General features: G+C 64.7%; 9 protein-coding genes. 8 read left to right on the top strand and 1 reads right to left on the bottom strand.

The genetic code is table 11. From position 1 onward, the window contains the following. Positions 1-14: 14 nt before the first annotated feature. Complete coding sequence (locus tag HU772_RS07700) at positions 15-893, bottom strand: LysR family transcriptional regulator (RefSeq protein WP_186662709.1); 879 nt, start codon at positions 891-893, stop codon at positions 15-17. 131 nt (positions 894-1,024) lie between these two features. On the opposite strand from HU772_RS07700, the gene leuC reads away from it, so the two are divergent. The 8 genes from leuC (at position 1,025) to HU772_RS07740 (ending at position 12,215) form a co-directional block, all read left to right on the top strand. Further along, positions 1,025-2,458, top strand: a complete 1,434-nt coding sequence (leuC, locus tag HU772_RS07705; RefSeq protein WP_186662710.1) for a 3-isopropylmalate dehydratase large subunit — start codon at positions 1,025-1,027, stop codon at positions 2,456-2,458. Then, positions 2,455-3,099 carry a 3-isopropylmalate dehydratase small subunit gene (gene leuD, locus HU772_RS07710; RefSeq protein WP_186662711.1) on the top strand — a complete coding sequence of 215 codons (645 nt, stop codon included), beginning with the start codon at positions 2,455-2,457 and terminating at the stop codon, positions 3,097-3,099. The genes leuC and leuD overlap by 4 nt, the downstream gene beginning before the upstream one ends. A gap of 90 nt (positions 3,100-3,189) precedes the next feature. Further along, the gene (leuB, locus tag HU772_RS07715; protein WP_186662712.1) at positions 3,190-4,272 is read left to right on the top strand and encodes a 3-isopropylmalate dehydrogenase; all 1,083 of its coding nucleotides are present in this window, start codon (positions 3,190-3,192) and stop codon (positions 4,270-4,272) included. Between the two features lie 63 nt (positions 4,273-4,335). Next, a complete protein-coding gene (asd, locus tag HU772_RS07720) occupies positions 4,336-5,448 on the top strand; it encodes an aspartate-semialdehyde dehydrogenase (RefSeq protein ID WP_186662713.1) in 1,113 nt (370 codons plus the stop codon). Positions 5,449-6,449: 1,001 nt separating this feature from the next. Then, on the top strand, positions 6,450-7,457 hold the full coding sequence (locus HU772_RS07725) for an aspartate-semialdehyde dehydrogenase (RefSeq protein ID WP_186662815.1): 1,008 nt from the start codon (positions 6,450-6,452) through the stop codon (positions 7,455-7,457). A 71-nt stretch (positions 7,458-7,528) separates the two neighbouring features. Then, the gene (locus HU772_RS07730) at positions 7,529-10,198 is read left to right on the top strand and encodes a FimV/HubP family polar landmark protein (protein ID WP_186662814.1); all 2,670 of its coding nucleotides are present in this window, start codon (positions 7,529-7,531) and stop codon (positions 10,196-10,198) included. A 482-nt stretch (positions 10,199-10,680) separates the two neighbouring features. Then, the gene (gene truA, locus HU772_RS07735; RefSeq protein WP_186662764.1) at positions 10,681-11,535 is read left to right on the top strand and encodes a tRNA pseudouridine(38-40) synthase TruA; all 855 of its coding nucleotides are present in this window, start codon (positions 10,681-10,683) and stop codon (positions 11,533-11,535) included. A 59-nt stretch (positions 11,536-11,594) separates the two neighbouring features. Next, positions 11,595-12,215, top strand: a complete 621-nt coding sequence (locus HU772_RS07740) for a phosphoribosylanthranilate isomerase (protein WP_186662763.1) — start codon at positions 11,595-11,597, stop codon at positions 12,213-12,215. Positions 12,216-12,330: the final 115 nt, after the last annotated feature.

The following is a 12,330-nucleotide window of genomic DNA, read 5'->3' on the forward strand; positions in this document are numbered from 1 at the left end:
GCGCTGACGACCGCTCAGGCGGATCCTGCGTAGCTGTCGAGCAGCGCCATGAAGGCCCTGGCCGCGTTCGACAGCGTACGCTCCGTGTGCAGAATGTAGCCTAGCTGGCGCGACAGCTGTATGCCTGGCAGGGCGATGGGCGCCACCTGCTCGTCGAGCATGGTGCGTGGCAGCACGCTCCAGGCCAGGCCAATGGACACCATCATCTTGATGGTTTCCAGGTAGTTGGTGCTCATGGCGATGTTCGGCGCCAGGCCCTGGCTTTCGAACAGGCGCTGGACGATATGGTGGGTGAAGGTGTTGCCACCGGGAAACACCGCCGGGTGGCGGGCCACGTCGGCCAGGCTCACCACGCCGTTGCTGGCCAGCGGGTGCTCGGGCGAGGCGACGAAGTCCAGCGCGTCGTTCCAGACCGGCACGGCGCGGACCAGGTGGTGCGGTTCGGGCGCCAGGGTGATCACAGCGATTTCCGCGCGGCCATGCAGCACCTCGTCGTAGGCGGCTTCGGAGTCGAGGAACTCGATGTCCAGCGCCACTGCCGGGTATTGGCGGGTAAAGGCGCGCAGCAACGGCGGCAGGCGGTGCAGGCCAATGTGATGGCTGGTGGCCAGGGTCAGGCGACCGCTCACCGCCCCGCTGAGGTTGGTCAGCGCGCGGCGCGTATCATCGAGCACATTGAGGATCTGGTAGGCGCGCGGCAACAGGGCGCGGCCGGCCTCGGTCAGGGTCACCTCGCGGCCGAGGCGGTCGAACAGGCGCACGTCCAGTTGCTGCTCGAGCCCGGCGATGCGCTTGCTGATGGCTGGCTGGGTCAGGTGCAGGCGCCCGCCCGCTCCAGAAAAGCTGCCGGTTTCGGCGATGGCGATGAAGGCGCTGAGGTTGGCCAGGTCCATCTATTTGAATTCCTGATGGTTATGCAAAGCATGAAAATTATGAATTTGAGTTATTCAATCTATCGCCATAGCATCGTCCGTACAAGCCAAGGGGTCTTTGGCATAGAAAGACGCTGATGAGGAACAGTCTGATGGCTGGCAAAACGCTCTACGACAAACTCTGGGAAGCTCATGAGGTCAAGCGCCGTGATGACGGCTCGTCCTTGATCTACATCGACCGCCACATCATCCATGAAGTGACCTCGCCCCAGGCGTTCGAAGGCCTGCGCCTGGCCAGCCGCAAGCCGTGGCGCATCGATGCCAACATCGCCACTCCTGACCACAACGTGCCGACCACGCCAGAGCGCAAGGGCGGCATTGCGGCCATTGCCGACCAGGTGTCGCGTCTGCAGGTACAGACCCTCGACGAGAACTGTGACGAATATGGCATCGTCGAATTCAAGATGAATGACGAGCGTCAAGGCATCGTCCACGTCATCAGCCCGGAGCAGGGCGCCACCTTGCCGGGCATGACCGTGGTCTGCGGCGACTCGCACACCTCCACCCACGGCGCATTCGGCGCCCTGGCCCACGGCATCGGCACTTCCGAGGTCGAGCATGTGCTCGCTACCCAGTGCCTGGTGGCCAAGAAAATGAAGAACATGCTGGTGCGCGTCGACGGCCAGTTGCCATCTGGCGTTACCGCCAAGGACATCGTCCTTGCCGTGATCGGCAAGATCGGCACCGCGGGTGGCAATGGCCATGCCATGGAGTTCGCCGGCAGCGCCATCCGCGAGCTGTCGATGGAAGGCCGCATGACCATCTGCAACATGTCCATCGAGGCCGGTGCCCGCGTGGGCTTGGTGGCTGTGGACGGCACTACCGTTGCCTATGTCGAAGGGCGTCCGTACGCGCCGAAGGGCGAGCAGTGGACTCAGGCCGTCGAGGCCTGGAAGGGCCTGGTGTCCGATGCCGACGCGGTGTTCGACACCGTGGTCGAGCTTGACGCCGCGCAGATCAAGCCGCAGGTCAGCTGGGGCACTTCGCCGGAGATGGTCCTGGCCGTCGACCAGCGCGTGCCGGACCCGGCCGCCGAGCCTGACTTGATCAAGCGTGGCTCGATCGAGCGCGCGCTCAAGTACATGGGCCTGGCCGCCAACCAGGCGATCACCGAGATCAAGCTCGACCGCGTGTTCATCGGCTCGTGCACCAACTCGCGTATCGAAGACCTGCGCGCCGCCGCCGAAATCGCCAAGGGTCGCAAGGTTGCCGCCAACGTCAAGCAGGCGCTGGTGGTGCCGGGCTCGGGCCTGGTCAAGGCCCAGGCCGAGCGCGAAGGGCTGGACAAGATCTTCCTCGAGGCCGGCTTCGAGTGGCGTGAACCCGGTTGCTCGATGTGCCTGGCGATGAACCCGGATCGCCTGGAGAGTGGCGAGCATTGCGCGTCCACCTCCAACCGTAACTTCGAGGGGCGTCAGGGCGCCGGTGGCCGCACCCACCTGGTCAGCCCGGCCATGGCCGCCGCCGCCGCGGTGACCGGCCACTTCATCGACGTCCGCGAGTTGATCCAAGGGAGCGCAGCATGAAAGCCTTTACCCAGCACACCGGTCTTGTCGCGCCATTGGATCGTGCCAACGTCGACACCGACCAGATCATTCCCAAGCAGTTTCTCAAGTCGATCAAGCGCACCGGCTTCGGCCCCAACCTGTTCGATGAATGGCGCTACCTGGATGTGGGGCAGCCCTACCAGGACAACAGCAAGCGCCCGCTGAACCAGGAGTTCGTGCTCAACCACGCTCGTTACCAAGGCGCCAGCGTATTGCTGGCCCGTGAGAACTTCGGTTGTGGCTCGAGTCGCGAGCACGCGCCGTGGGCGCTCGACGAATACGGCTTCCGTAGCGTGATCGCGCCGAGCTTCGCCGACATCTTCTTCAACAACAGCTTCAAGAATGGCCTGTTGCCGATCATTCTCGAGGCCGCCGAGGTCGACGAACTGTTCAAACAGGTCGAGGCCAACCCGGGCTACCAGCTGACCATCGACCTCGAGGCCCAGGCAGTGACCCGCCCGGACGGCAAGGTGCTGAAGTTCGAGATCGACGCCTTCCGCAAGCATTGCCTGCTCAACGGCCTCGACGATATCGGCCTGACCCTGCAGGACAGCGAGGCGATCAAGGCGTTCGAGGGCAAGCACCGCGCCAGCCAGCCCTGGCTGTTCCGTGACGCCTGACTGAGCGCTTGCCCCCGGGCAAGGGGGCATGGACACTGAAGTACTTCGGCGCGCCTGCGGGGCGCGCCGCTTGATTGGATAGAGGAACGCATGAGCAAGCAGATTCTGATTCTCCCAGGTGACGGCATTGGCCCGGAAATCATGGCCGAAGCGGTCAAGGTGCTGGAGTTGGCCAACGACAAGTTCCAGCTCGGTTTCACCCTGGGCCATGACGTGATCGGCGGCGCCGCCATCGACAAGCACGGCGTGCCGCTGGCCGACGAGACCCTGGAGCGTGCGCGCCAGGCCGATGCCGTGCTGCTGGGCGCGGTGGGCGGGCCAAAGTGGGACAAGATCGAGCGCGATATTCGCCCCGAGCGGGGTCTGCTGAAGATCCGCTCGCAACTGGGCCTGTTCGCCAACCTGCGCCCGGCCATCCTCTATCCGCAACTGGCCGACGCTTCGTCGCTCAAGCCCGAGATCGTCTCCGGCCTGGATATCCTCATCGTCCGCGAGCTGACTGGCGGTATCTACTTCGGTGCCCCGCGCGGCCAGCGCGAGCTGCAAGGCGGTGAGCGCCAGGCCTACGACACCTTGCCGTACAGCGAAAGCGAAGTGCGTCGCATCGCCCGGGTCGGCTTCGACATGGCCCGCGTGCGTGGCAAGAAGCTGTGCTCGGTGGACAAGGCCAACGTCCTCGCCTCCAGCCAGCTGTGGCGCGAAGTGGTCGAGGACGTGGCCAAGGACTATCCGGACGTCGAGCTGAGCCACATGTACGTCGACAACGCCGCCATGCAGCTGGTGCGCGCGCCCAAGCAGTTCGACGTGATGGTCACCGACAACATGTTCGGCGACATTCTGTCGGATGAAGCTTCCATGCTCACCGGTTCCATCGGCATGCTGCCGTCGGCGTCTCTGGACGCCAACAACAAGGGCATGTACGAGCCGTGCCACGGCTCGGCCCCGGACATCGCCGGGCAGGGCATCGCCAACCCGCTGGCGACCATTCTCTCGGTGTCGATGATGCTGCGCTACAGCTTCAACCAGAGCGCCGCCGCCGAGGCGATCGAGCAGGCGGTGAGTCATGTGCTGGACCAGGGCCTGCGCACTGGCGATATCTTCTCCGAGGGCTGCCGCAAGGTAGGCACGCAGGAAATGGGCGACGCAGTAGTCGCAGCGCTGCGGAATCTGTAATCTCTCTGGCCCGCCACCAAAAACTCCCGGTGGCGGCCCACTTTTAGCAAAGGTGTAGTTGCGATGAAACGTGTAGGTCTGATCGGTTGGCGTGGAATGGTCGGTTCCGTGCTCATGCAGCGGATGCTCGAAGAGCAGGACTTCGACCTGATCGAGCCGGTGTTCTTCACCACCTCCAACGTCGGTGGCCAAGGCCCGAACGTGGGCAAGGACACTGGCCCGCTCAAGGACGCCTACAGCATCGACGAGCTCAAGACCCTCGACGTGATCCTGACCTGCCAGGGTGGCGACTACACCAACGAAGTGTTCCCCAAGCTGCGCGAAGCCGGCTGGCAGGGTTACTGGATCGATGCCGCCTCGTCCCTGCGCATGCAGGATGACGCGGTGATCATCCTCGATCCGGTCAACCGCAAGGTCATCGACCAGCAGCTGGACGCGGGCACCAAGAACTACATCGGCGGCAACTGCACCGTCAGCCTGATGCTGATGGGCCTGGGTGGGCTGTTCGAAGCTGGCCTGGTCGAGTGGATGAGCGCCATGACCTACCAGGCGGCCTCTGGTGCTGGCGCGCAGAACATGCGCGAGCTGATCAAGCAGATGGGCGGTATCCATGCCGCTGTCGCCGACGACCTGGCCAACCCGGCCAGCGCCATCCTCGACATCGATCGCAAGGTTGCCGAAACCATGCGTGGCGAAGGTTTCCCCACCGAGAACTTTGGCGTGCCGTTGGCTGGCAGCCTGATTCCGTGGATCGACAAGGAACTGCCGAACGGGCAGAGTCGTGAAGAGTGGAAGGCCCAGGCCGAGACCAACAAGATCCTCGGCCGTTTCAAGAGCCCGATCCCGGTCGATGGCATCTGCGTGCGTATCGGCGCGATGCGTTGCCACAGCCAGGCGCTGACCATCAAGCTGAACAAGGACGTGCCGCTGGCGGATATCGAAGGCATGATCAGCCAGCACAACCCTTGGGTGAAGCTGGTGCCGAACCAGCGTGAGATCAGCATGAAGGAGCTGAGTCCTACCAGCGTCACCGGGACCCTGAATGTACCGGTTGGGCGGTTGCGCAAGTTGAACATGGGGTCGCAGTACCTCGGGGCCTTCACCGTTGGCGACCAGTTGCTGTGGGGCGCTGCCGAGCCGCTGCGACGCATGTTGCGGATTTTGCTGGAGCGGTGATCTGGGTGGTTTGAGTTGGGATTTTGAAGAACCCGTATTGCGAGAGTGATGCGGGTTTTTTTATGGGTGTCAGATTCGTTGTTCGTTGTTCGTTGTTCGTTGTTTGTTGTTTGTTGTTTGTTGTTTGTTTTGATGTTTTTATTTGCATTCATTTGCGATGTCGACGCTTATTCACCTTTCCGCCCTTACGGCGGGTTACTTTGGTCGTGGCCAAAGTAACCAAAGCCGTGGCGCTCCATTCATCCGGCCCTACGCTTCGCTCCGGGTTCCCTCACTCCGGCCTTGCTCCCGGGAGGACCGCGCTGTAGGGCCCATCCTGGGCCCCAGCGCTTGACGGGCATCCATGCCCGTCACCTCCCTCCGCAAGGCCTGCGTTCGGCCTCCTGAAGTCGCGAAGTTAGGGGCGGCGCCTGCACTGGCGCAGCTGTCGCTAGTTGCATATCTGTGATCTCCAGGGCCCTTTCGCGGGCTTGCCCGCGAAAGGGTCGGAGCAGTCAATATTTAAAGAACTGCCAGAAATCAATTTAAAACTTCTGCTCTTGCTCTTGCTCTTGCTCTTGCTCTTGCTTCTAAGCGCGCGATAGTTCAGGCGCCACCAATTGCGACTTCAGGAGGCCGAGCGGAGTTCTTGCGAAGGGAGGTGACGGGCATGGATGCCCGTCAAGCGCTGCGCCCCAGGATGGGGCGTTCAGCGCGGTCCTCCCGGGAGCAAGAACGGAGCGAGGGAACCCCGGAGCGAAGCGTAGGGGCCGGATGAATGGAGCGAGCGGTTTTTGCCTACTTTTGCCCGCGTGCAAAAGTAGGTCGCCGTAAGGGCGAAAAGGTGACTGAATGTCGACATCATCTACGAATGCGCATAAAGAGATCAAAACCCACGCTATAAAACCCGAACCCGAACCCGAACCCGAACCCGAACCCGAACCCGAACCTACCCCCCCACCCCACAATCCAAGTAAAGTGCCGCTCCCCCGCCGTACCCCTCGCAGAAAGGAACAGATCCCATGACCCCCACCGCCCTAGATATCGCCGTAGTCGGCGCCACCGGCACTGTCGGTGAGTCCCTCGTGCAGATCCTCGAGGAACTGGCCTTCCCGGTAGCCACATTGCACCTGCTGGCCAGCATGGAATCGGCAGGCAGCAGCGTGATGTTCGCCGGCAAGAAACTGAAGGTCCGCGAAGTGGACAGCTTCGACTTCGCCCAGGTGAAATTGGTGTTCTTCGCCGCTGGCCCCGCCGTAACCCGCAGCTTCGCGCCCAAGGCCAGCGCCGCCGGCTGCGCGGTGATCGACCTGTCCGGCGCGCTGGACGGTGCTACCGCGCTGGTCCCGGAAGCCAATGGCAAGCGCATCACCGAACTGCCGCAGCCCGCGCTGATCACCAGCCCAAGCGCCGGCGCGGTGGCCTTGGCGGTGGCGCTGGCACCGCTCAAGGGCCTGCTCGACATCGAGCGTGTGCAGGTCAATGCCTGCCTGGCTGTTTCAGAGCAGGGCAGGGAAGCCGTCAGCGAACTCGCCCGCCAGACCGCCGAACTGCTCAACGCGCGTCCCCTGGAGCCACGCTTCTTCGACCGCCAGGTCGCGTTCAACCTGCTGCCCCAGGTCGGCACGCCCGACGAGCAGGGCCATACGGCGGTAGAGCGCCGGCTGGTCGGCGAACTGCGTCAGTTGCTCGACCTGCCACAGTTGAAGATTTCCGTGACCTGCATTCAAGTCCCGGTGTTTTTCGGCGATAGCTTCAGTGTGGCGGTGCAGAGCCGTCGCCCGGTCGACCTGGCGGCGGTCAACGCCGCATTGGATGCTGCCGACAGCATCGAGCTGGTCGAGCCCGGCGATTATCCGACGCCAGTGGGTGACGCGGTGGGCCAGGACGTGGTCTATGTTGGACGTGTACGCCATGGTGTCGATGAAGACCAGCAGCTCAATCTCTGGCTGACCACCGACAATGTGCGCAAAGGCGCGGCGCTCAACGCCGTGCAGACCGCGCAATTGTTGATAAAACACATGGCGTAAAAGATACTGCGAGCTATTTTGTCCTGCACCGCAACAGGGTTTTTGGGACGGTTCTTACAAGGGAAGAGTTCATGCTTCGAATTCGCAAACTGGTTCTGGCCATCGCGGCAGCCTCGGCGCTGTCGTCCGGCGTGGCGAACGCCCTGGGGTTGGGGGAGCTGACCCTGAAGTCGGCGCAGAACCAGCCGCTGGATGCCGAGATCGAACTGCTCGACGTGCGCGACCTCACCGCGGCGCAGATGGCCCCCAGCCTGGCGCCACCGGAAGAGTTCGCCAAGGCCGGGGTGGCCTTCCCGCCTTACCTCGAGGACCTGACCTTCACCCCGGTGATCAACCCCAACGGGCGCAGCGTGCTGCGGGTCACCTCGAGCAAGGCCTTGCCCGAGCCCGTGGTCAAGTTCCTGGTCCAGGTCATGTGGCCCCAGGGCCGCCTGATGCGCGACTACAGCGTGTTGCTCGACCAGGCCAAGGCCCAGGGCAGCGAGCCGGCGCCGGCCAATGTCAACCCGCCGGTGAGCACAGGCAACTACACCACCAAGCGCCGTGACACCCTCTGGCAGATCGCCGCGCGCAACACCAATGGCGGTTCGATCCAGCAGACCATGCTGGCGATCCAGGCGTTGAACCCGGACGCCTTCATCGGCAACAACATCAACCAGCTCAAGACCGGTCAGGTGCTGCGCTTGCCTGATCAACAGCAGGTGCAGAGCATTGCCCAGGGCGAAGCCAACCGCGAAGTGGCCGAGCAGTATGCCGCCTGGCGCGAGGGCCGTCGTCTCGGTCCGCGTGCCCGGCAGCTGGACGCCACTCGCCGTGGCGAGGCCGGCGCCGCGCCGGCGCGCATTGCCCAGGGTGACAACCTGCGTCTGGTGGCGCCCGGTGGCAAGGCGGCGGGGCAGGCCAAGGCCCTCAGCGACAAGCTGGCCGTGGCCCAGGAAAGCCTCGACACCAGCCGTCGCGACAACGATGAACTCAAGAGCCGCATGGCCGACCTGCAGAGCCAGCTGGACAAGCTGCAGCGTCTGATCGAACTGAAGAACGACCAACTGGCGCGCCTCGAAGCGCAGGGCGCAGCGCCTGCGCCAACGGCACCTGCGGCACTGCCGGGCGAACCTGCTCCGGCGCAGCCAGCGGTCAACGCGCAACTGACACCGGCCGAGCCAGTGGTCACTCCGGCGCCGGCCGCCGCCGACACCGCGCCACAGGATGCCGCGCCCGCAGCACCGGTAGATGAAACACCAGGCGTGCTCGACGAGCTGCTGGGCAACCCGCTGTTGCTGGGGCTGATTGCCGGCTCCGCGTTCCTGGTCCTGCTGTTGTTGCTGTTGCTCCTGGCGCGCAAGCGCAAGGCCCAGCAGGAGGCAGAGAAGCACCTGCGCATGGCGCGGGCGTTGGCTGAGGAAGGGGAGCGTGGTCCTGACCTGGACCTGCCACCGAGCAGCTTCGAAGGCCTGGACGTCTCGGCGCCGAGCGTGACCCTGGCGCCTGCCGTGGTCGCCGCTTCGGCCGCCGCTGCGACAGCTGCCGAGAAACCTGCTGCGTCCGCACCTGTCGAGGTACCGGCGCCAGCCGTGGACCCGCGTGCGGCGCTGCTTGCCGAGGTCGAAGAAAGCCTGGCCCGTGGCCGTCTCAATCACGCCGCTGACCTGCTCGAAGCTGCCGTCGCTTCCGACCCACAGCGCAGTGACCTGCGTTTGAAGCTGATGGAGGTCTACGCCCGCCAGGGTGATCAGGACGCCTTCGCTGGCCAGGAGCGCAAGCTGCAAGACAACGAACAGAACCAGGCCGAGGTCGCCTCGCTCAAGGAGCGCTTCCCGGCCATGCTGGGTGTCGCGGCCGTTGCGGCCGGCGCCGCGGCGTTGGCGGCGGAGATGGACGAGCAGTACGTTCAGGAGCTGCTGCAGGACCAGGAGCCGGCAGCGGTGGAGGCCGAGCCTGAGCCCGCAGCGGCGGTCGAGCCCGAACCGGTCGTCGCGGCCGAGCCTGAAGCCGCTCTGGCGCCGGCCATCGAAGAGGACGACCTGGACAGTGCTTTCGACCTGAGCCTGGGTGATGACCTGCCTGTGGATGACCTGTCGGTGGCGGACGCACTCGACCTGTCGGGCCTGGAAGATATCGCCCCGGCCGCGGCGCCGGTGGTGGCGGAGGCTGAGCCAGCGCCTGTCGCCCCGGCCAGCGACGCCGATGACGATTTCGAGGCGTTGCTCGCCCAGGCCCAGGCCACGCCGCAAAACGTCGACGACCTGGCCGATTTCGACCTGGATGTCGCTGAGCCAGAGGTCCCGACCAGTACCGAGGAAGCGCCGGTGGATGTGGCCGCGGAACTGGCGGCATTCGAGTCGATGCCGGAGTTCGACCCGATTTCCGAGCTGGAGCTGCCTGACGACTTCGACCTGTCGTTGTCGCTGGAGGACGATTCGCCAGCAGCGAAGAACTTCGCTTCCGAGCTGGACGACGTCAACGCCGAGCTGGACAAGCTGTCGCAGAACCTCGACGCCGCTGCGCCGGCCACGCCGACCTTCACCGCCGAGGATGCCGCGCTGGAGCCCGAGCCGCTGGACGACCTGGACTTCGACTTCTTCTCCGGTAGCGATGAAGTGGCCACCAAGCTTGACCTGGCTCGTGCCTATATCGACATGGGCGACCATCAGGGTGCCCGCGATATCCTTGACGAGGTGGTCAAGGACGGCGACGACAGCCAGCGCCAGGAAGCCAACGAGATGCTCTCGCGCCTGGTCTGATATTGGTGCGACCGCTCTGGCGCCCCGCTTCCACAGAAGATTCGCACAACCTGAGACCAGTGCGGTCCCTGTGGGAGCGGCTTCAGCCGCGAACACCGGCATAGCCGGTGCCAGACACCGCGTCGCTTGCTTCGCGGGCAAGCCCGCTCCCACAGGTGTGGTGCATGCCTTGAGGTCGGCGCGATTCCTGTGGGAGCGGCTTCAGCCGCGAACACCGGCATAGCCGGTGCCAGACACCGCGTCGCTTGCTTCGCGGGCAAGCCCGCTCCCACAGGTGTGGTGCATGCCCTGAGGTCGGCGCGATTCCTGTGGGAGCGGCTTCAGCCGCGAACACCGGCGCAGCCGGTGCCGGGCAGCGCGGTGCCTGATTCGCCAGCAAGGCTGGCTCCTCAGGAGATGCGCATGGCTTGAGGTCTGTGCGATCGTTTCGCGGTTTGTCGGTATACTCCCGCCTTTGGTTTCATCATCAGGTTTGCCGCGCTTTGGACATCATCGACACCGCCGCCGCCGAATCGGCGGCCGAAGGCTACACCCGTATCGCCCTGGGCGTGGAATACAAAGGTTCGCGCTACCGCGGCTGGCAGCGCCAGGCCAGCGGCGTGCCCAGCGTCCAGCAAGCACTGGAGCAGGCGTTGTCGAAGGTGGCCGACGAGCCGATCAGCGTGATCTGCGCCGGGCGTACCGACGCCGGGGTGCATGGCTGCGGGCAGATCGTGCATTTCGATACCCGCGCCGTGCGCGATGAGCGCGCCTGGACCCTGGGCACCAACTTCAACCTGCCCCACGACATCAGCGTGGTCTGGGCCACGCCCATGCCGGCGCATTTCCATGCCCGTTTCAAGGCCTGTGCCCGGCGCTACCGCTATGTGATCTACAACGACCCGATCCGCCCGGCGCACCTGGCCGAGGAGGTGACCTGGAATCACCGGCCACTGGATGTCCAGCGCATGGCCCAGGCGGCGCAATACCTGCTGGGCACCCATGACTTCAGCGCCTTCCGTGCCAGTCAGTGCCAGGCCAAGTCGCCAATCAAGCATATCCACCATCTGCGCGTCACCCGTCACGGCCAGATGATCGTGCTGGACGTGCGGGCCACGGCGTTCCTGCACCATATGGTGCGCAACATCGCCGGTGTGCTGATGACCATCGGCGCTGGCGAGCGCCCAGTGGAATGGGCGCGCGAGGTGCTCGAGGGGCGCAATCGCCGCGAAGGCGGGGTGACCGCGCACCCTTACGGGCTGTACCTGGTGCAGGTGGAGTATCCGCCAGAGTACGCGCTGCCGCAGCGTTACATCGGCCCACACTTTCTTACCGGCTACGAGGCGTTGGCGGACTGACGGGGCAAGGGGCATTTGCTACCATCGACGCCTTTCCGATCACTCAAGGTCCGCCGCCCATGAGCAATGTTCGCAGCAAGATCTGCGGGATTACCCGTATCGAGGACGCCCTGGCCGCCGTCGAGGCTGGCGCCGATGCCCTGGGTTTCGTCTTCTATGCGAAAAGCCCGCGGGCGGTGGATGCTCGCCAGGCGCGGGCGATCATCGAGGCGCTGCCGCCGTTCGTGACCACCGTGGGCTTGTTCGTCAACGCCTCGCGCTGTGAGCTCAACGAGATCCTCGAAGTGGTTTCCCTGGACCTGCTACAGTTCCACGGCGATGAAACCCCGGCCGATTGCGAGGGCTATCATCGCCCCTGGATCAAGGCCCTGCGGGTGCGTCCGGGGGATGACCTGGAAGCCGCCTGTCGCCACTACGCCGGTGCGCGCGGCATCCTGCTGGACGCCTATGTGCCGGGGGTGCCAGGTGGAACCGGCGAGGCGTTCGACTGGTCACTGATTCCGCGGCGCCTGAGCAAGCCGATCATCCTTGCCGGCGGTCTGTCGGCCGACAACGTCGCCGAGGCCATCCGCCAGGTACGCCCCTATGCGGTGGATGTCAGTGGCGGTGTCGAGCAGGCTAAGGGCATCAAGGATGCGGCGAAGATCGACGCCTTCATGCAGGCGGTGAAACAGGCGTGAATGCGGATGTGACGGCTGGCCGCGCGCCATCGTCCATAGCTTTCGCAGCCCGGTGCTGCCAGGCCGCGCCAGTGCGCGGGGCAGGCCGGGGAAAAATTGAAGGTGGGGCGGTGCA

This window comes from Pseudomonas xantholysinigenes, from assembly GCF_014268885.2.
GTDB lineage: Bacteria > Pseudomonadota > Gammaproteobacteria > Pseudomonadales > Pseudomonadaceae > Aquipseudomonas > Aquipseudomonas xantholysinigenes.

Excerpts from the sequence above, each read along its gene's own strand:
- HU772_RS07700 (WP_186662709.1), bottom strand. The coding sequence starts at position 893 with ATGGACCTGGCCAACCTCAGCGCCTTCATCGCCATCGCCGAAACCGGC.
- leuC (WP_186662710.1), top strand. The coding sequence starts at position 1,025 with ATGGCTGGCAAAACGCTCTACGACAAACTCTGGGAAGCTCATGAGGTC.
- leuD (WP_186662711.1), top strand. The coding sequence starts at position 2,455 with ATGAAAGCCTTTACCCAGCACACCGGTCTTGTCGCGCCATTGGATCGT.
- leuB (WP_186662712.1), top strand. The coding sequence starts at position 3,190 with ATGAGCAAGCAGATTCTGATTCTCCCAGGTGACGGCATTGGCCCGGAA.
- asd (WP_186662713.1), top strand. The coding sequence starts at position 4,336 with ATGAAACGTGTAGGTCTGATCGGTTGGCGTGGAATGGTCGGTTCCGTG.
- HU772_RS07725 (WP_186662815.1), top strand. The coding sequence starts at position 6,450 with ATGACCCCCACCGCCCTAGATATCGCCGTAGTCGGCGCCACCGGCACT.
- HU772_RS07730 (WP_186662814.1), top strand. The coding sequence starts at position 7,529 with ATGCTTCGAATTCGCAAACTGGTTCTGGCCATCGCGGCAGCCTCGGCG.
- HU772_RS07740 (WP_186662763.1), top strand. The coding sequence starts at position 11,595 with ATGAGCAATGTTCGCAGCAAGATCTGCGGGATTACCCGTATCGAGGAC.